General features: G+C 57.7%; 22 protein-coding genes. 14 read left to right on the forward strand and 8 right to left on the reverse strand.

The window, feature by feature from the left end; translation table 11 throughout:
- Position 1 precedes the first annotated feature (1 nt).
- Together MW046_RS02245 and MW046_RS02250 are read right to left on the reverse strand one after the other, a co-directional pair.
- Complete coding sequence (locus MW046_RS02245) at positions 2-1354, reverse strand: hypothetical protein (RefSeq protein ID WP_247993945.1); 1353 nt, start codon at positions 1352-1354, stop codon at positions 2-4.
- Entirely contained in the window at positions 1351-2619 is a 1269-nt protein-coding gene (locus MW046_RS02250; RefSeq protein ID WP_247993946.1) for a Single-stranded DNA binding protein, read from the reverse strand. The genes MW046_RS02245 and MW046_RS02250 overlap by 4 nt, the downstream gene beginning before the upstream one ends.
- Positions 2620-2788: 169 nt before the next feature.
- Between MW046_RS02250 and MW046_RS02255 the strand changes: the two genes are divergently transcribed.
- On the forward strand, positions 2789-3106 hold the full coding sequence (locus MW046_RS02255; protein WP_247993947.1) for a hypothetical protein: 318 nt from the start codon (positions 2789-2791) through the stop codon (positions 3104-3106).
- 467 nt (positions 3107-3573) lie between these two features.
- Here the strand turns inward: MW046_RS02255 and MW046_RS02260 are convergent, their stop codons facing one another.
- On the reverse strand, positions 3574-4842 hold the full coding sequence (locus MW046_RS02260; protein ID WP_247993948.1) for a M24 family metallopeptidase: 1269 nt from the start codon (positions 4840-4842) through the stop codon (positions 3574-3576).
- 263 nt (positions 4843-5105) lie between these two features.
- On the opposite strand from MW046_RS02260, the gene dnaG reads away from it, so the two are divergent.
- A complete protein-coding gene (dnaG, locus tag MW046_RS02265; RefSeq protein WP_247993949.1) occupies positions 5106-6389 on the forward strand; it encodes a DNA primase DnaG in 1284 nt (427 codons plus the stop codon).
- A gap of 19 nt (positions 6390-6408) precedes the next feature.
- Here dnaG and MW046_RS02270 read toward each other — a convergent pair whose 3' ends face one another.
- The gene (locus MW046_RS02270; RefSeq protein ID WP_247993950.1) at positions 6409-6894 is read right to left on the reverse strand and encodes a GNAT family N-acetyltransferase; all 486 of its coding nucleotides are present in this window, start codon (positions 6892-6894) and stop codon (positions 6409-6411) included.
- Positions 6891-8276, reverse strand: coding sequence for a DUF92 domain-containing protein (locus MW046_RS02275; RefSeq protein WP_247994795.1), 1386 nt, complete (start codon positions 8274-8276; stop codon positions 6891-6893). The genes MW046_RS02270 and MW046_RS02275 overlap by 4 nt, the downstream gene beginning before the upstream one ends.
- Positions 8277-8463: 187 nt before the next feature.
- Here MW046_RS02275 and MW046_RS02280 point away from each other — a divergent pair, with 187 nt between their 5' ends.
- Positions 8464-9072: an undecaprenyl diphosphate synthase family protein gene (locus MW046_RS02280; RefSeq protein WP_247993951.1), complete on the forward strand. Its 609-nt coding sequence runs from the start codon at positions 8464-8466 to the stop codon at positions 9070-9072.
- A 6-nt stretch (positions 9073-9078) separates the two neighbouring features.
- Here the strand turns inward: MW046_RS02280 and uppS are convergent, their stop codons facing one another.
- A complete protein-coding gene (uppS, locus tag MW046_RS02285) occupies positions 9079-9978 on the reverse strand; it encodes a polyprenyl diphosphate synthase (protein WP_247993952.1) in 900 nt (299 codons plus the stop codon).
- Between the two features lie 113 nt (positions 9979-10091).
- On the opposite strand from uppS, the gene MW046_RS02290 reads away from it, so the two are divergent.
- From MW046_RS02290 to MW046_RS02315, 6 genes are all read left to right on the forward strand, one after another.
- Entirely contained in the window at positions 10092-10286 is a 195-nt protein-coding gene (locus MW046_RS02290; RefSeq protein ID WP_247993953.1) for a cold-shock protein, read from the forward strand.
- 2 nt (positions 10287-10288) lie between these two features.
- Positions 10289-10483: a cold-shock protein gene (locus MW046_RS02295; protein WP_247993954.1), complete on the forward strand. Its 195-nt coding sequence runs from the start codon at positions 10289-10291 to the stop codon at positions 10481-10483.
- Positions 10484-10591: 108 nt separating this feature from the next.
- On the forward strand, positions 10592-10990 hold the full coding sequence (locus MW046_RS02300) for a DUF5778 family protein (protein ID WP_247993955.1): 399 nt from the start codon (positions 10592-10594) through the stop codon (positions 10988-10990).
- A gap of 207 nt (positions 10991-11197) precedes the next feature.
- A complete protein-coding gene (locus MW046_RS02305) occupies positions 11198-11851 on the forward strand; it encodes a helix-turn-helix domain-containing protein (RefSeq protein WP_247993956.1) in 654 nt (217 codons plus the stop codon).
- Between the two features lie 50 nt (positions 11852-11901).
- Entirely contained in the window at positions 11902-12381 is a 480-nt protein-coding gene (locus MW046_RS02310; RefSeq protein WP_247993957.1) for an Lrp/AsnC family transcriptional regulator, read from the forward strand.
- A gap of 519 nt (positions 12382-12900) precedes the next feature.
- Positions 12901-14145, forward strand: coding sequence for a cation:proton antiporter (locus MW046_RS02315; protein ID WP_247993958.1), 1245 nt, complete (start codon positions 12901-12903; stop codon positions 14143-14145).
- 6 nt (positions 14146-14151) lie between these two features.
- On the opposite strand, the gene MW046_RS02320 is transcribed toward MW046_RS02315, so the two are convergent.
- Positions 14152-16155, reverse strand: coding sequence for an AMP-dependent synthetase/ligase (locus tag MW046_RS02320; RefSeq protein ID WP_247993959.1), 2004 nt, complete (start codon positions 16153-16155; stop codon positions 14152-14154).
- Positions 16156-16269: 114 nt separating this feature from the next.
- Positions 16270-17214 (reverse strand): biotin--[acetyl-CoA-carboxylase] ligase, encoded by a 945-nt coding sequence (locus tag MW046_RS02325; RefSeq protein ID WP_247993960.1) that lies wholly within the window; start codon positions 17212-17214, stop codon positions 16270-16272.
- 235 nt (positions 17215-17449) lie between these two features.
- Between MW046_RS02325 and MW046_RS02330 the strand changes: the two genes are divergently transcribed.
- From MW046_RS02330 to MW046_RS02350, 5 genes are all read left to right on the forward strand, one after another.
- Positions 17450-18118, forward strand: coding sequence for a helix-turn-helix domain-containing protein (locus MW046_RS02330; protein ID WP_247993961.1), 669 nt, complete (start codon positions 17450-17452; stop codon positions 18116-18118).
- A 66-nt stretch (positions 18119-18184) separates the two neighbouring features.
- Positions 18185-19297 carry a M24 family metallopeptidase gene (locus tag MW046_RS02335; RefSeq protein WP_247993962.1) on the forward strand — a complete coding sequence of 371 codons (1113 nt, stop codon included), beginning with the start codon at positions 18185-18187 and terminating at the stop codon, positions 19295-19297.
- 84 nt (positions 19298-19381) lie between these two features.
- Entirely contained in the window at positions 19382-21037 is a 1656-nt protein-coding gene (locus MW046_RS02340) for a DUF4352 domain-containing protein (protein WP_247993963.1), read from the forward strand.
- A gap of 59 nt (positions 21038-21096) precedes the next feature.
- Positions 21097-21663, forward strand: a complete 567-nt coding sequence (locus MW046_RS02345) for an SCP2 sterol-binding domain-containing protein (RefSeq protein WP_247993964.1) — start codon at positions 21097-21099, stop codon at positions 21661-21663.
- Between the two features lie 24 nt (positions 21664-21687).
- Complete coding sequence (locus MW046_RS02350) at positions 21688-22869, forward strand: alpha-hydroxy-acid oxidizing protein (protein WP_247993965.1); 1182 nt, start codon at positions 21688-21690, stop codon at positions 22867-22869.
- Positions 22870-22884: the final 15 nt, after the last annotated feature.

Raw genomic sequence — 22884 nt, forward strand, 5'->3', positions numbered from 1 at the left:
ATCAGATCGGTTTCAGCGTCTCGTCGTCGGGTTCGTAGCACTGTCCACTCATCAGCGCGTCCTGAATCGCATCTGAAACCGCCGTCTCGGACGCACCGGTCGTCTCGCTCACCCGTTCGATGAGTCGGTCCCGATCCGCACCGTCACCGTCGTCGAGATCACGCATCGTCTCGAGCAACACTGTCGTCACGTCACGCTCGGTGGCGTCGTCGGTCGCAGCCTCGTCACTCGCCTCGTCGGTCACCGACGCCACCGGAGCATCGGCGTCACTGTCGGACGGTTCTGCACTCTCACCACCGATACCGTCGTCAGCCGACGACTCTTCGGATGTAGGCTCTTCGGATGTATCGACCTCAGCAGCCGTCGAAAACTCCGTTCCGAACTCCGATTCAACCTCGTTTCGGATCTCGGCGTCTAGCTCGAACTCCTCGGGATCGAACTCCTCATCGATGTCTGCTTCGATATCAAACGCCGCGTCGGTCTCCTCGGATACGGCTTCGGGGGGCGTCTCCGTCGAGTCCTCAAGCGCCGGTTCGTCGACGGTCTCGCGGTCCACTGGGGATGGTTCTGGCTTCGCTTTGCTGTCCGGCGCCGCAGGCTGTAGAGCAGGATCGATCACCGGTGTGAACGACACGTCAGTTGCCTTCTCATCGGGTGAACGGGAGAGTTCGTCGACGGCGTCGATCTCTCCGGCAACGAGCTGTACCGCATCGAGTGAGAGACGCTGTAAATCCGCAAGGTACGCCTCGGTGGTACCGTACTGTTCGATCGCGATCGGAACGCCAGCTGCAAGGCTCGGATCGACACCCGCGTCCCTAAGAGCAGTCGTGAGGTCTCCACTACGTTCGGAGCGGTCACTCCGAAGCGCACCGGTGACGGTAGCGATCCGTTCGAGGGTTCGCTTTGCCGTCGAGACCGTCCATCGATCGCGAGTATCGCTGTCGATCTCCGCGATCATCTCCGGTCGGATCGAGGTGTACACGACGTCCGTATCGTCGGGCGAGAACGTCCGGGCTTTGCCGGTAACACACACGAACACAGGGGGGGTGGCGCTGTCGAGAAACGTCATTGCGTCGGGCTGATACTGGCCTGCGTACACGACGAACGCGCCCGTTGGATCAACGATACGGGCGCGGAGCATGCTCTCACCGGCCGGTGAGACTTCAGTCAGTACCCCTGCGACGAACAGGCGGTTTATACGCACGCCGGTCGGCGTGACGACGTAGTTGGGTGCTCGTTCCTCATCACTCTCCGAATACGAATAGGTCGCATCCGTGTACTCAGCCGCGAACAGTCGGCGTGCAACCTCCCGACCACTAGGGGTACCAACCGTGGACGACGAATTGCGGCTCATCCATCCACCTCCGCGAGCAGCGTTCGGGCGCGATCCGTCGGATCGTCCGTGATCGGTTCGAATTCGGTGGCATCGAGTGTCGCACCGTACTCATCGACGCTAAGCGATCCCCGTACGCGGTGTTCAAATCCGACGATCTCCTCGGCGATCGTGGTGGTAACGACGTCCTTATCCATCGCGTCACGGGCCTGATCGCGTGCGTCCTCGATCGTCCCGCCATAGACACGCTCGGTTAGCTCCCGACCAAGGACGACGGTGGCCGTCCCTGTTCCGTCGTCGAAAATGGCCTTCACCCGGAGATCATCGACACCCGAGACCGCGCCGTGGCTTCGACATTGTCCGTTCTGGATAACCCGATTACACTCCGGACACCGCTGAATCAGTCCAGAACCGTCACGAACGTCGATCACGGTTCCGTGTAACTCGACGTCGAACGTGCTTCCCTCGGTGATCGCCGTTCCGATCGCCATGGTCGGCGCTGTTTCGGTTACTGCGACCGAACGATCCAACAGTTCGACCGTCGTGAATTCAGAGACGTTTACCGACGGCACACCACGGTGTTCCCGAACGTAACAGTCATCGAGACGAACCGACGCGCCGGGTTCGATCTCGGGGTGAACGTCCCAATCGGTGAACGGGAGTCGTGTGGTGTCGTCACCGAGCACGCCACTCAGAATGTCAGTCGGACCGGACCGCCCGTCGATCGTTCTCTGTTCACATTCGATCACGGTCACCTCAACCACCACGCCACGGTCGCCGGGTTCGAGATCGACGAGGGAGCGCTCTCCACCGATCTCATAGGGGACCGAAAGCGACTCCGACTCCGTCGTGACCGAGGTGTTCTCGTTGAGATTGAGTTGTGGCTCGCCATCCCACTCGCGGACACCTGCATTTCCGATAGTGATCGTATCACCGACCTCGAATCCGAACGTATCCCACGCGGTGTAGGAGATCACACCCGTTTCGTCGGCGATCTCACCCTCTGAGATGGTTCGTTCCTCTCCGTTGTACATGATCGTTCGCGTCCCGAGTGTGAGAACGCGACCGGTGATCGTCACGCTCGAATCCGTGGTCGTAATGTCACCGATCGAAGTTGCGGTGGGCGATGTCCCCCCGCTGGTCCCACCGTACTTCCGACGAAGGCTCTGTTTGGCCTCGTTCAAGGGAACGTCGTACTCCAGAAGCGTCTTGAGATCCGCTACGACCTCCTGTTTCTCGACGCCGAGATCGGAGGCGAGTTCCCCGGCGTGGCTGTCGATATCCATCGCATCTTATCCGTAGGTGTACACTCACAAAAAGCGTTCGTGCCAATACACCGGTTCTCTCGGCAATCATCCCCAGTAGCCAATAATTTGACCATAAGCTGAGAGGTAACTCACGATACACACCAGCAACTCCCAAGGTATATTTGTATTAGTTTCCACATAGCAGATGATGGTCGAGGACCAGTCCGATTCGAGTGAATTCGTTTGGGTCAACGACGCCCAAGAAAGCGGACAAAGCCACGTGGAAGTCCGTGGAACGGTGGGGTTGCCTTCCGACTCGAATGACGAGGAAGAGGGAACCACGGTACAGATGCGGTTGCCTGACGAGCTTGCGGACGAGATTATTTCGCTGTATGACGAGCTGGATGGAGATTTCTATCAACGGTACGGAGAGAGGCTCGAACCGAACCAGCTCTTCTGGGCAAACGGTGTCCAAGTGATGCTCAATCACGCAGACGAAATCCGAGAACAAATCGGAGTCAAGTGAAACGGACGGCACACCCCAAAATAACGGCGTATACGATCGATTCCTGAGCGACTGCTGGCCACAGAAGGGTATCGGACAGGTGATTCAAACACCACCCGTCCGCTGGGAAAACGTGCTAGGGAGCGTGCGAACGATGGGACCACTGGCGCACGGAGCTAAGGCACGGCCGTTATCTCGCCCCATCGTCCAGTTCATTATTCATTGTAGGTTGTTATGAATCTTATGGAAATATAGGCCAAAAATACCTGAAGCAACGCGAACCGGGAACAGAATTCCCCCAAGAAACCGACCGGTGCCATCCGGAAAAGGTAGGAGGGATCGACACCGGGGCTTTGTGCCGTCCGTGTCCGCCGAGTGGGTCAGGTCTGATGGACGACATCGGTACAGACCGATCCGATCAACAAAACGATTGTGAAACTCCTCTAGGAATGTAATCTGTTGATTAACCACATATCATTGAGTACTAGTTAATAACTAATTGTCGTTATCTCTTCGATCGGCCACTGGCTAAGGATTTCGACGCCGTTTTCGCGGACGACTACCATCTCCTCGATTCGGACGCCTTGCCGGTTCGCCGGCTCCATCGTTTCGACGGCCATCGTCATTCCTTCCTCGATTTCGATGGGGTGCTCCGGAGAGAGTCCGCGCCAGATCAACGGCACCTCGTACAGTTGGAGACCCAGCCCGTGCGCCCAGTGGTTGGTGGTCATCTGCCAATGATCGCTCGCACCGTACCACTCGGCGTGTTCGCCCTCCATATCTGGAAACCCTTCACAGATCTCGTCCGTCGTGGCACCCGGCTCGATCCGTTCGAGTACGTCGTATAGGTTGTCACGGGCGATCTCGTAGGCATCGCATTGGGCTTGGGTGGGCTGTCCGACGCTGAACGTCCGGTAGTAACACGACCGGTATCCGAGGTAGCCGACGTTGTAAAAGTCGGCGTACACGAGATCTCCCGGCCGGATCAGCCGATCAGTCGTGTTGGCTTGGTGTTTGGGCCACGTGTTCGGTCCCGACGTGAGATAGCCACCCTGCACCATCGCGCCGTGTCGCCACAGTTCCTTGACCGCTGTACCCCATACCTCCGATTCCCGCTTTCCGGGACGGATTTCCTCAGTGATACGACCGAACCCAGCCTCACAGATCGCCGCGGCCTGCCTGAGACATTCGATCTCATCTCTGGTTTTGATCTTCCGGGCATCCTCCATCGCCTGTGTGCACTCCTCGGATCGCACGTCGACGCCCCGTGTTTCGAACACGTTGAGGAGTCGTTGATGACCGACATCAAGCCCCATCGGCTCCGTTTTCACGCCGTATTCGTCCATCGCCATGACGATCTCATCGACCATCGTGTCCAGTAGGAACTGTCGAGCAGAGGCCCGTCCGGACGCTCTTGGGACGTTTCCAAGTCCAGGACAGGCGTATCGGACGTCGGTGAGCCACGGACAGTTAAACCGCTGGTTGCTCGCGTGATCGGCGGTGTCCCAGTGGACGACATCACCGTCTTCGGTGAGCAGCGTGTAGTGATCAGCCCCACTCCCACCGGTCATCGCCAGTCCAGTGACGTACCGGATATTGGGGTCTGACACCAACAGCATGCTTCCCATCTCGCTGTCCTGTAGGCGCTCGAGTGCGCGTTCTTTTCGCTCTCTCCGAAGCCGCCCCACGTCGATGCGTTCCTCCCAGTCGACCGCCATCGTTCCGCGCGTTCCTTCCATGAAGTCGCGCTCGTACATAGCTGTCAGTACTGCGACGGGCACCTTGAAACCCCACACAAATGTTGCCACTAACTGGTATCATCGTTCGACGAACCACGACGGTGATACGGGCATATAAGCGCTAGTCGTAGGTCTCGAAATCCGACAGCAGACGGACGGAAACAGCGCTCGAAAAAGCCTATCCCGTATGGTTTATGTGTCGATAGCCCCGATTTTATAGTGTCTCATGCGCAGGGCATGGACACCATCACAATCACGCCCATACGGGCACTCACACAATCATGTACGATACAGCGAAATACCTTATACACGCCAATATCACTGCGGAGGGGGTGGTCGAACGGAGTGATGTTGTCGGGGCCGTCTTCGGACAGACCGAGGGGTTGCTCGGGGACGAACTCGACCTCCGTGATCTCCAGGATTCCTCGAAGATCGGTCGCATCGACGTCGAGATTGATTCCGAACAGGGTCAGTCGTTCGGGACCGTTACGATAGCGAGTGGGTTGGATCAGGTCGAAACCGCGATCCTCGCAGCCGCGCTCGAAACGATCGAACGGGTCGGTCCCTGTCGGTCCCGCGTCGAGATCGACCGCATCGAGGACGTTCGGGCTGCAAAGCGCCGACAGATCGTTGACCGGGCGAAAACGCTGCTCGGTGAGGCGTTCGACGGGGGAATCCTCACCAGTGAGGAACTCGTCGAGGAAGTTCGTCGATCGATCCGAGTCGAGGACATCACCGAATACGACGGGCTTCCAGCCGGTCCACGCGTCGAAGATTCCGATGCCATCATCGTCGTCGAAGGCCGGTCGGACGTGCTCACGCTGCTCCAGTACGGTGTGAAAAACGCGATCGGCGTCGAAGGGACGAACGTCCCAGCACCGATCACCGAACTCGCGACCGAGCGCACTGTTACGGTGTTTTTCGACGGCGACCGCGGTGGGGATCTCATCCTCAAAGAACTCAGTCAAGTCGCAAACATCGATTACGTCGCCATCACGCCACCAGGACGAAACGTCGAAGATCTCTCTCGGAGCGCTGTGATGAAAGCGCTCAGGGAGAAAGTCCCCTACGAGACGGTCGCCGACGCGGGCACCCCACGCGATGCGATGGCCGCAACCGACGGGAGTGCTCGTCCTGCTCCGCCGGCTGCCACACCGCCGTCTTCGGACGTGGCGGACAGCGAGCCCGCCGATACCGATGCCAGGACGGAGATCACAGACGAACGAGCACCGTCCGACGAGCACACGCCACAAACCGAGCCAGAAACGCTCCGTGGACACACCCGATCGGTCATCGTCGAGGACACCGGTTCTGTCCGGTTGCTCGATGAGCAGTTCGACACGCTCGACGAAGGCAATGCTGAGGAGGCGTTCGATCGGATCAAAGCGTGCGAGCCGGTTCCGGCGGCGGTGGTCCTCGACGACGAGCTGAGCCAGCGGATACTCGACATCGCTGCCCAGCGCGGGGTGGCCCAGATCGTCGCGCGCGAAACAGCGGCGTTCGTCAAACAACCGACCAGCGTGCGGGTCCGAACGGGAGACCAGCTCGTCCAAACGGAGTCTTAGCCCGAACCGATTTCCGTCCTCACGTTCGCTTTGAAAACAATAGTCCGTCCTCTGGTCCCTCTTCACCGTCGTAGTAGGCGGTAAGCCGATCGATCACGCGGAAACTGTTAGCGGTGTAAAACGCTCGGGTAGCGTCCGCTTTGGCCCGGGCAGTCAGAACGATTTCCTCCGCGTCAGTTCGATCGACGATAGCTTTGAGGAGCGCAGAGCCATAGCCCTCACGGCGGTGATCGGCTGCGACGGCGATCTCCGCCACGTAACACTGTCCCTCAGTCCCTTCGTAACCGACCGCATCCTGTTCGTCGGGGCGACCCTCGACCGCTAATACGTAGCCGACGGGCGTGTTCGACGTTGGAGACGTTGCTACGAGACAGAGTGGACCGTCCAGGTCGAGATCAGATGCCTGAACGGCGGTGTCGAGTAGTTCCGGCCAGGGTGCCAAAAGCGACTCGCGTTGAATCGCCTTGAGAACGGAACGATCGGCAGGAGTGACGTCTCGAATCACAGTACCACGACGCCAGTTACGAGCGACATCCCCACGGCGGCGATCGCCGCAGAGAGGGTAGCGAGGAAGTTGACAGCCATGTTGTCGAGCAGTGGTCCCTCCACGGTTGCCCCTAGGAGACTATCGACCGTCATACCGACGACCCCGGCAAGAACGACAATACCCGCACCGAGCGCAGTGAGATCGAAGAAGATCACAGCGATCATTGCAACAACGGCAGCGCCACCGATGCCGGCGACGACACCTTGCCACGTCACTCCACCGTTGGTTCCGGGCTGTACGGGCCGCATCGTCGTGATGAGCCGGGGAGGTCCGAACAACCCGCCGATCTCGCTCGATAGTGTATCGCTCATCGCTGCGGCGATCGCTCCTGTGAATGCGAACAGAAACACCGATTCGGAAACGCCGAACGTGGTGTGCGCTGCCGCCCCGATGACGGCGATGAGAGCGACGGCCGAGTTGGCAAGCACGTTCCCGCTGCCACGGGCACCCTCGTTCTCTTGGGCGAGACCGCGGTGACGTTTGGTCTCATACCGGAACTTGGTCGCAAGTCCACCGACGACGAAAAAGGAAATCAACACCGCAAACCAGCCGTAGTCACCGAGGACGACGGTCAACAACGCGAGCAAGACACCGGACAGCATTCCAGTGACCGATGCGGTTTCGAGCGCGTAGGAAAGATAGCCAAACACAAGGGTTAGACAGAGCGCCCCGACCACGTGAATCCCATTCAGCGAAAGTGGAAGATCGGCGAACAGCCAAAGAGCGAACGCCACTGCAAGCAGAACGATCGGATCGTCCCGATCGAACAGCATCGACCGCAACAGCGCAGCTAGAAGGCTGCCACTCGCTCCGAGAAAGACTGCAAGCGAAAGTGACAGTGGTGTTCCCAAAATCGAGGACGTGAGAACCTGTCCAGTCACTGCCATACAGAAGGCAGTTCCGGCGAAGATGGTCGTTAACACGAACGGATCCTTAGTGAACTGATGAGCTACCTTCTCCGCGAGGTTCCCATACACTAGTAAGAACACGCTGGCGACAAACGCAGGGAGGGACAGATCGAACTGGAGGGCGAACATCGTCAATCCCGCGGTTACGAAACAGAAACTCGCGAGTCCGTACAGTCGTCCTTCCTCGTGGTCAGCCGGAAACGCAAACAGATCGAACAACCGACCCCGGGTTGTGATCAGCGAAAGGGCTGTGACTGCGAGAAACGGGACGCTGACCAAGATCGTCGTTGCCTGTGCTGGATCGAGAACCGAACCGACCGGAATGGTGCCGACTATCGTCTGGAGTTCGCCCCACCCAACGAATACCGGCACGAGAAGGGCAAACGACCCAACGAAGGCGAACCCTACCGCCCGCCGGACTGTGGATGCCACACCCTCGATTTTGTTGTCGGTCACTTAATCCTCTCGGGTGCCAGATCGACGTTCAGCCTGAATTATGAAACCAAACATACTGGTGAATAAATTAATATAAAATTTATTGTATTTATGGCCTATGGAACAGTGAGAGTGCGAAGATCGAGGCGTGAAGTTTAGGCTTGTTTATCCGTTTTCTGCGTACGTGTCCCTTTACGATCGGTATCTCGCTGCCCGGACGCGGTGGAACGATGCGGATCTTCCTCAGAGCATCGCGCTCGTGATCACCGAGCGGGATCTCCTCAATCCGGGAGCCTACTCGACGCTTGAGGCGTTCTTTCGATGGACGTTCGAGAACGGTGCCCGCCGCGTCATGGTGTACGTGAGCGTTCTCGACGAAGCCGCAGTACCGACGCTCGAAAGTGCACTCGCCGAGATCGAAACTCCCCGTGAGCTTGCGATCCGAGTTCCCGATGACAACGAACGGGTGGACACGCCGATTCAGGTGAGCATCGGACTCGGCGGAAAGGCCGAATTTGCGAAAGCCGTACAACAAGTCACTCGAAGCGTCGAATGTGGTGAACTGACCGCAGATGCGATCGACGAGCCACAGATCGAGCAACACCTTGTCTTTCCTACAAATCCCGATCTCATCATCAAGACCGGCGCCGAACGGCTGTCGGACTTCATGATCTGGCAGTCGGTGTACTCCGAGTTGTATTTCACCGATATCAACTGGCGGGACTTCAGAAAGCGGGATTATCTACGCGCGATTCTTGACTACCAGGAGCGACAACGACGGTTTGGCACGTGACGACGTTCACTGCTTGGGTGTGGGGTCGTCCTCGATATCGAACCCATCGAATTCGCCCACCTGTCTGCGAAGCCGAGACCGAAGTCCGTCGTCCGATCCGAGAACACGCACTAACGTGATCGCGCGTTGGACGCGCGTTCTGCGCCACGACTGTTGGCGTGATTCGTAAGTCCGGATCGCGCGCAGGAGATCGATCCGTCTGAACTCGGGCCAGTAGGGCGTACAGAAGAACACGGCGGCTTCGTTGCCGTTGGCGTGCCACGGGAGAAAGTTGCTCGTGCGTTCTGCGCCTCCCGTTCGAATGATGAGATCGACATCGCGCCCGGAGTGGGAGTACAACCGCTTTTCGATGTCATCGATATCGATCTCAGCGGGCGAGAGGTCACCGCGTTCGACGGCAGCGGCGGCGTCGCGTGCGGCATCAAGCAACTCCGCGCGTCCACCGTACGCGAGCGCGATGTTCAGATGAAAGCGATCGTAATCGGCGGTTTTCGATTCGGCGTACTCGATCGCGTCCCGCACCCGCTCCGGAAGACGGGTGATCTGCCCGATAGCACGGATGTGTACCCCTCGTTCGTGAATCTCTGGCTCGTCCGCAAACGTCTTGAGCTTGGATTCGATGAGATCAAACAACTCCTTTCGTTGGTCGGGCGGGCGGTTGAAATTCTCGGTCGAAAACGTGTATAAGGTAAGCTCTTCGACGCCAAGATCCGCACACCATTCGAGGATCGACTCCGTGGTTTTCACTCCTTCTCGGTGGCCAAACGCCGTTCCTTCACCGCGTTCGTCAGCGTATCGGCGGTTACCATCCTGAATGACCGCGATGTGGCTCGGTACGCCGGAGAACTCGCGTTCGAGATTTCGCTCATACAGATCGAGCGCCCACCGACGAAACCGTCGTAACATACCGGGAGGTGTCCGTCTGAGCGTATGAAACTTGTGACCGGTGTCTGGTCGCTTCCGCGCGGGAAGCATCACCCAGAGGATTTTAATAGGGTCGTCTCTACCAGTAAAACGCAATGGCGACCGGTACGGTTGATTTCTTCAACGACACTGGCGGTTACGGTTTCATCGATACTGACGAGTCCGACGAGGACGTGTTTTTCCACATGGAAGACGTCGGAGGCCCCGACCTCGAAGAAGGTCAAGAAGTCGAGTTCGAGATCGTGCAGGCCGATAAAGGCCCGCGTGCGAAGGATCTAACGAGGCTTTAATCATGGCGACTGGTAAGGTTGATTTCTTCAACGACACTGGGGGCTACGGTTTCATCGATACAGAGGACGCTGACGAGGACGTGTTTTTCCACATGGAAGACGTCGGAGGCCCTGACCTCGAAGAAGGTCAAGAAGTCGAGTTCGAGATCGTGCAGGCCGATAAAGGCCCGCGCGCCTCGGAACTCACTCGATTGTAACACAGTCTGTACTGGACTGAATGCGGTTTTCTTTGAGACACGATCGTGAGTGGCGGGTCCGGTTGTGTAATCGTGAGAAGTATACGGATCAGCGGTCCATATCCGAATATGGACAACGTTCTCGAAGAAGATCTCATCGAACGGACGAAGGCATTGCTCGAACCGGGTGAGATCGAACTGAACGGACTCATCGTCCACACCGAACTGGAAAGCGACCAGGAGTCCCGTCTCCATCAACTCACACTCGATGTAGGAGAACAGATCGCTAACCACGCCGATGCGGGCGAGACGTACGTGTATTCCGGAAACGACGATCCGGAGTTCGGGCTGAACCAACACCAAGGACTCACGCTCGCCGATGATGCGTTCGTTTGGGAGTGCCAACAGCTGCTCCGAGACGGCACGTTCGATGTTGTCTTTTACTACGAGGCCACCGTCGATCAGTCAGCACTCCTCGACGATGTCGAAAGCGAAGATGTTCGAGTAACGAGTGTGGAAGGCGATTGATATCCCCCATGCCCTAAAGGGCAGGGCTTTCTCCTCGCACTTTCGTAATCCGTCGTGGATCGTGGAGGACGGGTCGGATTTACGCCCGTCGCCAGATGCAGTCTGGTGTCGCCGTAAACGGCGGGATCCTCTCCTCGAAGGAAGTGGCGGGAACGAAAAGGATAAACAATCATGCGGTATATTCTGGATAGCACGGCTAGCCCACCGATGAGGTATTTCGATTTCACGCTGACACCCGAGGAGGGATCCATTCATCCGGTAGATACGATCATCGCGGAGCACGCCGGCGTGACACGCGAGGCTTTGTTGCACATCAACGCACTCGGGGATGGCACTGGCGTCATGCTGTATCGACTTCGCGGTGATGCCGCCCCGATTCAAGAGGCACTTACCGAGGTTGCCGACGTCATCGCTCACGACGTTCTCGACGTTGAGGGGGACGTGTTTCACCTGTATCTCCATGTTCGGCCCGGAGAGCCAGCAGGAAAGCTGATGGCACTTGCTCAGAAATACGCGCTCATCATTGATACGCCTCTCGCGTTTACCGACCGTGGTGGGCTTCGAGTGACCGTCGTCGGAACTCACGACATGTTACGCCGGGCGCTCGAAGCTCTGCCGGAAGACATCCAGATCTCCGTCGAACAGGTCGGACAGTATTCACCCGAACGGCCGTATCTCCTTTCGTTGCTCACCGAACGCCAAGCCGAAGTGTTCCAACTAGCGGTCGAGATGGGGTACTATGAGATTCCACGCCAAACGACGCACGAAAAACTCGCAAACGAACTCGACTGTGCCCCCTCGACGATCGATGAACACCTCCGAAAAGCCGAATCACGCGTTCTCTCGACGCTCGTAGACTGACCGTCCATCACACAAAACATTCATTACGGGTTTCTCACTACTGGACGGTGATGAAAAACGGGAGGCTTGACGAACTCGACCGCTACATCCTTTATTCCCTCCAGCAAGACGCTCGAAACACCTCATCGGGGGATATCGCTGAAGAATGGGGGGTCTCGTCCAGTACGGTGCGAAAGCGCTTGCAACGGTTGGAAGAGAATGGGGTCATCACCGGCTATCACGTCGACATCGATTATGAGGCGGCTGGATTCCCATTGTACGCGAAACTGATCTGTTCAGCACCGATACCGGAACGGGAAACCCTCGCCAAGCAGGCGCTTGAGATACCAGGGGTCGAAGCGGTACGCGAGATCATGAACGGGCACAAAAACGTCTACATCAACGTTCTCGGGACCGACCACGAGGATCTAAGCCGGATCGGAAAGGACCTGTACGATCTGGGACTCGAAATCGAAGACGAACAGATAATTCACAACGAGTACGTCTGCTCCTATCGCGGCTTTCTCGCACGAGACGATATCGAACGGTAACGCGTCGTTTTTCGCGAAGCTGAGGATGCCGAGCAGCTGTCAGCATAACCACGATGGTCGGGACGCTACCGGTCACTCGTTTCGACCCTCGATACGAATATCGCCGAAAACCCACTGTCTACTCGACGCAGGTCGCCCGCTCGACATGGATTACCATATCGTCATATATCGCCCTAATATTTCACGTTCTGGTAATTCATTCGGAAGTTTTATCACGATATGTTCTTTATAAGTAGGTGTGAGTAAGAACGAGACCGGTTCGATCGAGCGGGTCGTACGGTTCTACAACATGGCGCTGTGGGTGTGATCCCACTATTCTGACTATGCACTCTGAAACGAACAGTGATTACCAAGCCGCTGTCCTCGGTCCAATGTCGATACGCGCCGGCATCGGAGTACTAGGGACACAACCGTACTAAACATTCAACATTATGACAATAACACACACGATAGCACCGCATAACCGGATCGACGATCGAGTACTCGACCCGTTTGAAGCGATCATTAGGGGGTGTCAAGATGGTTGAAGCAGCTGCGGGATTCGATATTCTGAATCTCCTGTTGGTGTTGGTGGTAGCGTGGATCTGTGGCGCTATTGCCGAGCGGCTGAGTTATCCGGCGATGATGGGGGAGCTGGTCGCTGGGTTCGTGTTCGGACCACCGCTGTTGGGAATGTTACAACCCTCTGAAACGCTCGACGTGTTCGCTGAGCTTGGCGTCTTCCTTCTGATGGTGTACGTCGGAATGGAAGTGGATCTCGACGACCTGTTCGCGATGGGTCCCCAAGCGCTCGTCATCGCGATCGGTGCGTTCATCATTCCGTTTGCGCTCGGTTACGCAAGCGGTATCTTGACCGTCGCAAGCGTCGACGGGGCACTGTTTCTCGGACTCGCAATGGCGGCAACGTCGTTGGCGACGAAATCTCGGATCCTCGTCGATCTCGACATCCTCGATACGCGGATCGCCAACATCCTGTTAGGGGGTGCGCTCGTCTCTGATGTTGGAGTGCTCGTCGCGTTCGCGGGCGTTCTGGGCTTCATTCAGGCCGGTACAGTGGAGATAGTCACGCTGGGGACGATACTTCTCAAGGCGATCGCGTTTTTCGCTATCACTCTCTTCATCGGATACCGGTTCTTGCCCCACGTTTGGGAACGAGTTGAGTCGCTGCGAGAGCAGTATGGATTCGTCGATAAGACGTCAGTGTTCTCGATCGCGTTGCTCGTCGCGCTCGTCTTCGCGGAGCTCGCCCATCTCGCGGGACTGCACATGATCATCGGTGGGTTCATAGCCGGAATGTTTCTGCGACAAGCCGACCTTCAGGAGGCACTGTACGAACATATGCACGCAGTCATCTACGATTTGGCGATCGGATTTTTCGCACCGATCTTCTTCGTAACAGTTGCCTTCGAGATAACCCTCGGTGTGTTTACCGAAAACCTCCCGCTTCTCGTATTGCTCGTGGGCATTGCGTTCGTCGGAAAGATCGTCGGGTCGTGGCTGTTTGCCCTACCGACGGATCTCTCTTCCAAGGAGGGATTCGTCATCGGGTTCGGAATGAACGGTCGTGGAACCGTCGAGATCATCATCGCATCGATCGGTCTCTCCAACGGGATCATCGGTCAAGGGATGTTCTCGATCCTCGTCTTCATCGCGGTGTTCACGACAGCTCTGGTGCCGGTGACTGTCAAATGGGGCGTCGATTGGCTGTCCCAAACCGACGAGTTGGTGTACACCCGAGAAGCTGCCGACATCAATGCTGATTGATGGCGATCAGTGCTCGGGGAGGGCTGGTCGCGTGGTATCGGCGTAGATCCGATCGACCTGTCCGGCGTACCGCTGTAAGATATTGCGGCGTTTTTTCTTCAGTGACGGAGTGAGGAGATCGTTGTCAGGTGTCCACTCTTCGGGAATGAGTTCGAACATCTTGATCCGTTCTTCGTATTCGAGCTGTTCGTTCACCATATCGACCTCTTCGAGAACCCATCGTTTTACCAGATCATTTTGACAGATGGCTGCCTTGTTATCAGGAAGATTGACTTGTCGCTGGTTGGCCCATCGTTCGATGGTCTCGAAGTTCGGAACGATCAGCGCAGCCACGAACTTCTCGTTATCCCCGATGACCATGATCTGTTCGATCCGATCGCTGGTTGCAAACTCGTCTTCGATGGGTCGAGGACTGATGTTCTTCCCCGTCGAGAGGACAAGAACCTGTTTGAGTCGATCGTGGAAGATGAGATACCCATCGTCGGTCTGCTCGACGATATCACCGGTTCGGAGCCAACCATTGGTGAACGCGTCTTCGGTCGCCGCTTGGTTTTCCCAGTAGCCTTCCGTGACGTTCGGACCTTGAACCAGCAGTTCGCCGACGTCGCCCGACATGTGCTGTTTTTGCTCCTCACTCAGAACCGTCTGATCGATGCCGACCTCTACGCCGGGCAGGGGAGGTCCGAGCGTCCCCGGTTTGACGTTCTCTAGGGGATTGACGCTCACGACGGGGGAGGCCTCGGTGAGTCCGTATCCTTCGACGATACGAACACCCATCCCCAAGAACAGTTCCGAGAGATCCTTCGAGAGACTTCCCCCACCGCTGATGAAGATGTTGATGTTTCCTCCCAGCTGCTCTTTCACGTCACTGTACACCAACCGATCTGCCAGTGCGTATTTCAGTCGGTGGATGATCCCGTGGGAATCGCTTCGAGCATGTTCGCGGGCAACGCCAACGGACCAATCGAAGATACGTTCTTTGAGCGACGACCCACTGACTTCTTCGAGCATACTGTCGTAGATCCGCTCGTAGATCCGGGGCACACTCGCTATATTGCTCGGCTGCACGGTCTGGAGATCGTCGGCTACTGTATCGGACGACTCGGCGTACGCCACCGTCGCTCCGGAGGCGAACATCAGGAAGTGATTGGCGGTCCGCTCGAACACGTGTGCGAGTGGAAGGAACGCCAGCGTCGTTACCTCCTTATCGATCACGGGCAGTTCCGGGTCCTTATCCGGCCGCGGACCGAGCCGCGTTCTGGTCTGGTTGATGTTCGATCTGAGCTGCCTGTGTGTGAGTCTCACACCTTTGGGTTTTCCGGTCGTTCCTGAGGTGTAAATGATGCTCGCCAGATCGTCGACATCTCGTTCGTTGAGCCAGCTTTCGAGCTGTAACGGCCACGAAATCCCCTCTCCTCGTCGATGTAGTTCACCGAGTGTGAGTATGTCCTCTCGGTCGTCGTATCCGGCGTACTCGTCCATGACGACGATCAAGGAGAGGTCGAGTTGGTCCTCAACGGCGAGGACGCGCTCTAGCAGTTCTTGGTTCTCGACGACGACTGCCGAGGCACTGCAATCTCCAAGCAGAAACTGCACTTGTTCCGGCGAGGATTCGGTGTACACAGTGGTCACGACGCCACCCGCAACGTGCAGCGCGAAATCGACCTGTGCCCACTCCATCCGGGTACTCGCAAAAAGTCCGACGCGGTCGCCCGGTTCGATGCCCATGTCTCGAAAGCCCGCAGCGAGATTGTGGACGATATGTTGCATCTCGTTGTAGGTCAACGGTGAGTATCGTCCGGCTGCCGAGGCATCGATCACCCCCTCCGAAACGAGCGAACGGTCGTACACGCCGCCTTTGTACAGCTGTGCATTCCGGTCGCGGTTGCGACTAGTACTCCCTTCGAACAGCCGTCCAAGCGTAGACACGCCGATCACCTCATCGTCAGTCCCATGTCGGCTTTCGGCCTCTCGCCAGTTCGAGACATCACTCTCCTCGCTATCAGCCATTATCCCGATCGTATGCGGCCCATGAAAAATCAATGTTGCGTGAGGAATCGGTAGCATCGACCAGTTCGGCCCTTCACACCGTTCACACGCTAGCCATCCGTTCGGGATATCGCCTCAATGGAGTTGTGCACACCGCAGATGTTCACAGTCACCGGCGTGAAGGCTGACCGTTTCGTCGTCCGTTTCGACCACGAGTGCACCCGGTGGTTCGACATCGACAGCACGTCCGACGACGACGCCGTCCGGCGTTTCGACGCGAACGTGCTGTCCCAGCGTGGCAGCAGCCTCACGCCAGCGAGCAAGGATCGATTCGGATTCTTGCTTTCGAAGCGCATCGAACGATTCTAGCAGGTGGTGGACGAACGTCCGCAGCGGAACGTGATCATCGAGCGCGGCCCGGAGACCGGTGGCTCCTTCGATCCCTGGATCGTCCATGTTCACCCCGATACCCACGGCGAGCCACGCGATGCGGTCTGTCTCGCCTTGCATTTCGGTCAAGATCCCTGCGATCTTGTTCTCCGAGTCGTCATCGACGAGGAGGACATCGTTTGGCCACTTGATCCGCGCGTCGAGTCCCGTCTCGCGCACCGCATGCGTCGTCGCTACAGCCCCAGCAAGGGTGTACAAGGGGGCTTCGGCGGGTGGACGGTCGGGACGACAAAGGATACTGACGTAGACGCCACCGGGAGGAGACTCCCACGATCGGTCGAGACGCCCTCGTCCCGCGGTTTGTGCGTCAGCGACGATCACGGTGTCCGTCGCACCACTCTCTGCTAGTTCCCGCGCGCGCCGGTTCGTGCTGTCGATCGTCTCGTGGTACTCCACCTCGAACGGCGCATCGAGCCCCAACGCAAGCGCTGTCGAGCCCCGTTCCGGAACGCCGATCAATCGGTAGCCGCTCTCGTCGCTTTCGATCTCGAATCCTTCCTCCCGGAGCCCTTCGATCTGTTTCCACACTGCTGTCCGTGAAACCGAAAGCTCCTCTGCAAGCGTCGGTCCGGACACCGATCCGTCACTGTCTGCAAGCGCCCGCGCGATGCGGTGGCGTGGATGGGTCATGACCAAGGTACACCGGCCATCACCTTCAGCGTTGAGACATCCGCTACGCTATCCCTGCCATATCTGCTAGTAAGCTGATGGTATGTGGTAGTCGAAGGGTGTGCGGATACAAACGAACAACGATCCGGTGTGAAGAATTCGAAGCAGACGGGAAACGTACGAACGGCCTGTGAAAGATACGAGACGGAGGGCAGCGTACGATCAACGTTTTACCAATCGCCGTCCCAACTAGGTTATGAGTCTTATCGCTGAGTTTCGTCTCTTCAATCCGAATTTCCCACTCATGGATTCGCTCTCTACAGTTCCCGATATGCGGTTACGGGTCGAACAGGCGATTGCCGAACACTCGGGCCAGCCCATCCTGTTTCTGTGGGCAAGCGGTGACGATTTCGAGACGTTCGAGTCGGCACTCACAGCCGATTGTACCGTAGAGGATTCGACACGGATCGAGGACACGGGCGATCGTCGGCTCTATCGGGTGCAGGTCACTGAGCGATCGGAGATGGTGCTGTACCCGGCAGAACTCAAGGCTGGCACGTCGCGGCTATCGGTTTCGGTCAGCGAAAATGGCGTTGAGACCAGAATGCGACTTCCCGACCGGAGGGCGCTTCGACGATTCCGGGAGATATGTGATGAATACGGCGTCACTCTCTCGCTCCAAGGATTGTACGAAGACGACGGAGCAGCCGGAAACAGTCAGTATGGGCTGTCTCAGAAGCAAGAAACCGCGCTACAAGAGGCAGTAAGTCGTGGATATTACACCGTTCCACGGACGATCACACTCGAAGACCTCGCAAAGGAGTTAGACATCTCTCGCCAAGCAGCGTCCGAACGCCTCCGTCGAGGCTGTCATCTTCTCATCAAGAACACGCTCGGTGGTACGGAAACGGAGGGCGACACGTGACCGACGTGCCAACCGTGATCTGCTGACAGGAGGAACGGATTAGTGACCGCCGTTCGAAGCCGGTGTATGACACCGTTCGAGCGTCGAACACGCGCCTGTCAACGACGACTCCGCGAACAGGAGACCGAGGCCGTCGTGTTGTTTCCGAGCCGAAACCTTCAGTACACGACGTCATTCGTAGAGGAGCCGGGCGAGCGACACCTGTTTTTCATCGTCCCTGCGGCGGGAGAACCGGTGTTCGTCGTTCCCGAACTGTATGGGAAACAGCTTCGTTCCGAGACGTGGGTGACAGATGTACGAACGTGGGGGGACAGTGACGATCCCCGCACTCTCATCGAAACAGTTGTGCGAAACTCATCGATCGACCCACAGAACCGTCTTCTCGTCGATGATACGATGGGAGCACGATTCACCCAAGAGCTTCGTTCGTTGTTTCCGACAGCAACGTTCGGGCTGGCGAGCGAAGTGCTCGCATCGCTTCGACGTCGAAAGGACGACGCAGAGATCGAGTCTCTCAAAACGGCAGCGGCGATCACCGATCAGGTGGTCGCATCGGTCAGAGGACTCGGCTCGGATGCGATCGGACTGACTGAATCCGAACTCGCAGCCGACATCGAAAAGCGGTTGCAGGCAGCGGGCGGATCGGGCGTGTCGTTCGCACCGATCGTCGGATCCGGACCCAACGGCGCGAAACCCCACCACAGCCACGAGGACCGCGAAATCCGTCCTGGGGAGCCGGTGGTACTGGATTTCGGTACGCGTGTGGAGGGATATCCCAGTGATCAAACGAGAACGCTCGTCTTCGACGGTGAGCCCCCCGAAAAAGTCACCGACGTACACGAGATCGTCATGGACGCCCAGGCAGCGGCCGTCGACGCCGTCGCGCCCGGCGTCGAAGCGAGCACGGTCGACACCGCAGCGCGCGACGTCATCGAATCGGCTGGATATGGCGACCAGTTCATCCATCGAACCGGTCACGGTGTCGGTCTCGATGTCCACGAAGAGCCATACATCGTGGCTGACAACGACCGAACCCTGCAACCAGGGATGGTGTTCAGCATCGAACCCGGGGTGTACGTATCTGATGAGTTCGGCGTTCGGATCGAAGATCTGATGGTCGTCACCGAGGATGGCTGTGAACGACTGAATCACGCCGATCGTGGATTGATGTGTGCGTAGGGTGATTCACGTATACGTGATGAACTGGTGCTAATACGATATGCTATCGAAATGTTTTTTAATATAAATAGTAATTCATACATGATGGATCGTCGTATGTATCTCGCTGCGGTGAGTGGGATCGGACTCTCGGGACTAGCTGGTTGTAGTATGCTTTCTAGTAACAGTAATGAGGGATCTACGACGCCCACCCCGACGATCGTCGAAGGACCTGCACAGTTCACCGACTACAAGATCGAACCGCCGGGAAACGCGGCTGTCGACACGCCGGTGAGTGTGACGGTGTCCGCGTTTAACTACGGTTCGCAAGCCGGCGGTGTCAGCGCAACGCTCGCCGCCGTCGAAGGGGCCCAGTCGATCTCGAAGCCGGTCAAACTCACCGACGTCGACTCCGGCTCACGGGGAGAGACAGCTGTCGAACTGGAGTTTTCGGTGGGAGATGAATTCGTTCTAGGGGTGTTCGAGACGCCCCCGTCGTCAACCCCGCAGGCGATGGAAAAGCCGGTGACCACGTCGACGGTCACAGTCGGGCCAAAGGAGAAACCGGTCGGAGAAACGTTCGACCTGAATGAGCAGCTCCGGGCGACGCTGACCGACGTGACGTATCGACACGGTATCGAATACAAGACGGAAAAACAGGGGTTCTTTTCTTCGGAGACGGTGGCGGGAACGACGTTACCCCAATCCGGAAACGTTCTTGCAGTACTTCAATTCGAAGTCGAGAACAAGGGAACGGAACCAGTGTCGGTCAATTCGACATCGTTTTCGATGAATGGGTCGTCTCTTCTCCCGGATCTCGACGGCGTACCCATGGATGCAGCTGCCACCGTGGATGGCACACCTCTCAGCGGTACGTCGGTGAAAGGAGGACAGAACATCAGAGGATGGCTGCTCGGAGCGGTTCCGAAACCGCAGGCAAAAAACGGTACGTCAGTCGAATGGCAACGAGACGAACGGAAAACAACCCCCGAGCGAGCGTGGACCGTCGAATCGAGGGATATTCCCTCGTTCAGCCTCGAAACGTGGGAGAAACTCGGAGATCAGGTAACGGGGTCGTACACCCAGCACGTCACGGTGAAAAACACCGGGAAGGCCACAGGCACGTTTTACGGCTCACTCGATTACAGACACGATCAAGGCAACTGGAAATCGCTCTCGCGGTTCAAGGCTGATCTCGATCCCGATCAGAGCAAAACGTTCGACGTCAAAAACAGCTATCTGTCCGTCGGAACTGTCGACTTCCGTCTGCGTCCGTTCGGCAAAACTGACAGTGTCGAGATCACGGCTCCGAAGCTGTCCTTCGGAGAGAAAGCGCGGATTCCGAACGGAGAGATCCGAGTGAACGACTTACAGACACAGTCGTCCTACGTGGTGGACAGTGGTTGGGGAGGGACCACCTACACACCAGATAACGGCGATGCGTTCCTCTTTGCGTACGTGGAGTTCATTCCCGACAGCGGCGATGTCACGAACATGCCTGACGACGATCACTTCTCGATCCGAGCAAACGGGACGATACATCCCGAATCCGGGAGCCTCAAGGGACCGATGGATTCACCGATCGAAGGTCGGTTTTACCGTTCCGCTCTCAGCGGCAGTCAGATCCGGGCAAAAGAACCGTGGACGGGATGGATTAGCTTCGACGTTCCATCGGACGTTACCCCAGAAAACACGACCGTCATTCTCGAAAAGGAGTATAACGATAGGGGTGTCTCGAAAGTGGAGTGGAGCAAAAAATAAAAACATCCCATCATGGGAGGTGATAGCAATATACGTGTGGTGTCACAACTGAAGCGTCGATGACGACTACGGACATCACCCAACGGATCGAGACGGTGCTAGACGCGCCCGACGATCAGCTCGCCGCGGAGCTGCCGGCGCTGCTCGATGAAATCGAAGGGGATATCGAGGCGGTGCTGCTCGACAATCCGGCGCTGTTCGCACAGATCACCCAACGGATGGAAGCGGTGGATATCGGTGCGTTCGCTACCGAACACCCCAAGACGGTCGAGCAGTTTCAAGGGATGCTGTGGACCGGAATGGGGCTGCTCGTACGCGCCAGCCCCGACGTGCGCGAGTCGATCACCGAAGATATCAGCGTCAACTTCGAGGCGACCGACGCGCCGATGACGGGCCACCTCGAAGTGATCGAAGACGAGCAGACGATCGAAGGTGGAACGGTCCTGCTCGATGCACCTGACCTCACCATCAGAGGTCCGGCAGACGAACTCGTCGATCTCATCACTGGCGCTGTCGATCCGACTCAGGGCGGTATGCAACAGAACTACCAGCTGGATGGCGAGATCCAGAAAGGTACACAGCTCGCAGCTACCATGGGCCAGCTCACGAAGCTACTTCCAAGCTGAACCGTTCATATTTATCATATCAATATGACGTTCGATCCGAGCGAGCCGTACGGGGAGTATCGTCAACAGGAGATCTACGCGATGGGGACACTTGCCGATCAGCCACCGGAGATCCCGGTTCGATGGACTGCCCTCGAAACGGCAGCGATCGAGGCGATGGACGACCGGGCAGCGGCGTACGTCTCTGGCGGTGCCGGTAGCGGGGAAACGGTGGACGAGAACCGCCGTGCGTTCGCCCAGTGGCGCATCGTGCCACGGCTGCTTCGGGATGTGAGCGAGCGCGATCTTAGTGTCGACGTGTTCGGACGACAGTGGGATCTCCCATTGCAGATCGCGCCAATCGGCGTGCAGTCGATCGTCCACGAGGACGGAGTCCTCGCAACCGCACGAGCAGCTGCGGATCTCGACGTTCCGATCTGTCTGAGCTCGGTTTCATCGTCTCCGATCGAGGAGATCACGGCCAAACTGGGAGAGACACCGACGTGGTTCCAACTGTACTGGTCGTCGGATCGTTCGATCACCGAGAGCTTCGTGCGGCGGGCCGAGAACACCGGGTGTAACGCGATCGTTCTCACGGTCGACGTGCCGCTTTTGGGGTGGCGTGAGCGAGATCTCGAACAGGGGTATCTCCCGATGCTCGAAGGACACGGGATCGCGAACTACACGAGTGATCCGGCGTTCTGTGATGGGCTTTCGGATTCACCGGCGGAAAACGAGGACGCTGCCATCCAACACTTTCTCGACGTGTTCGGCGATCCAACGATTACGTGGAATGCGGTGTCTGATCTGTGCTCGATGACCGATCTCCCAGTGGTCATCAAAGGAGTACTCCACCCCGACGATGCTGAGACAGCCGTAGACCATGGCGTGGACGGTATCGTCGTCTCCAATCACGGAGGGCGGCAGGTCGATGGGGAACTCGGCGCGCTTGAGGCGCTTCCCCGGATCGTCGAACGGGTAGCTGGACGGAGCGCCGTGTTCTTCGACAGCGGCGTCAGATCGGGAGCCGACGCGCTCACGGCTCTCGCGCTCGGTGCCGATGCAGTAGGAATCGGTCGTCCCGTCGTGTACGGGTTGGCGCTTGACGGTGCCGATGGTGTTCGATCGGTGCTCGAAAACATCCGGGCGGGGTTGGACCTCACGCTCGCAAACACCGGCCGAACGAACGTTGCCGACCTCGACCGATCGCTGCTCGTTGCTCGGTGATCGGTGATCGGAAAA

The sequence above is a fragment of the Halocatena salina genome, assembly GCF_023115355.1.
Lineage (GTDB): Archaea > Halobacteriota > Halobacteria > Halobacteriales > Haloarculaceae > Halocatena > Halocatena salina.

Coding starts and splice junctions, on each gene's coding strand:
- MW046_RS02300 (WP_247993955.1), top strand. CDS start 10,592: ATGGACAACGTTCTCGAAGAAGATCTCATCGAACGGACGAAGGCATTG.
- MW046_RS02345 (WP_247993964.1), top strand. CDS start 21,097: ATGACGACTACGGACATCACCCAACGGATCGAGACGGTGCTAGACGCG.
- MW046_RS02245 (WP_247993945.1), bottom strand. CDS start 1,354: ATGAGCCGCAATTCGTCGTCCACGGTTGGTACCCCTAGTGGTCGGGAG.
- dnaG (WP_247993949.1), top strand. CDS start 5,106: ATGTACGATACAGCGAAATACCTTATACACGCCAATATCACTGCGGAG.
- MW046_RS02320 (WP_247993959.1), bottom strand. CDS start 16,155: ATGGCTGATAGCGAGGAGAGTGATGTCTCGAACTGGCGAGAGGCCGAA.
- MW046_RS02250 (WP_247993946.1), bottom strand. CDS start 2,619: ATGGATATCGACAGCCACGCCGGGGAACTCGCCTCCGATCTCGGCGTC.
- MW046_RS02310 (WP_247993957.1), top strand. CDS start 11,902: ATGAAAAACGGGAGGCTTGACGAACTCGACCGCTACATCCTTTATTCC.
- MW046_RS02295 (WP_247993954.1), top strand. CDS start 10,289: ATGGCGACTGGTAAGGTTGATTTCTTCAACGACACTGGGGGCTACGGT.
- MW046_RS02290 (WP_247993953.1), top strand. CDS start 10,092: ATGGCGACCGGTACGGTTGATTTCTTCAACGACACTGGCGGTTACGGT.
- MW046_RS02335 (WP_247993962.1), top strand. CDS start 18,185: ATGACACCGTTCGAGCGTCGAACACGCGCCTGTCAACGACGACTCCGC.
- MW046_RS02260 (WP_247993948.1), bottom strand. CDS start 4,842: ATGTACGAGCGCGACTTCATGGAAGGAACGCGCGGAACGATGGCGGTC.
- MW046_RS02330 (WP_247993961.1), top strand. CDS start 17,450: ATGAGTCTTATCGCTGAGTTTCGTCTCTTCAATCCGAATTTCCCACTC.
- MW046_RS02255 (WP_247993947.1), top strand. CDS start 2,789: ATGGTCGAGGACCAGTCCGATTCGAGTGAATTCGTTTGGGTCAACGAC.
- MW046_RS02315 (WP_247993958.1), top strand. CDS start 12,901: ATGGTTGAAGCAGCTGCGGGATTCGATATTCTGAATCTCCTGTTGGTG.
- uppS (WP_247993952.1), bottom strand. CDS start 9,978: ATGTTACGACGGTTTCGTCGGTGGGCGCTCGATCTGTATGAGCGAAAT.
- MW046_RS02350 (WP_247993965.1), top strand. CDS start 21,688: ATGACGTTCGATCCGAGCGAGCCGTACGGGGAGTATCGTCAACAGGAG.
- MW046_RS02305 (WP_247993956.1), top strand. CDS start 11,198: ATGAGGTATTTCGATTTCACGCTGACACCCGAGGAGGGATCCATTCAT.
- MW046_RS02340 (WP_247993963.1), top strand. CDS start 19,382: ATGGATCGTCGTATGTATCTCGCTGCGGTGAGTGGGATCGGACTCTCG.
- MW046_RS02325 (WP_247993960.1), bottom strand. CDS start 17,214: ATGACCCATCCACGCCACCGCATCGCGCGGGCGCTTGCAGACAGTGAC.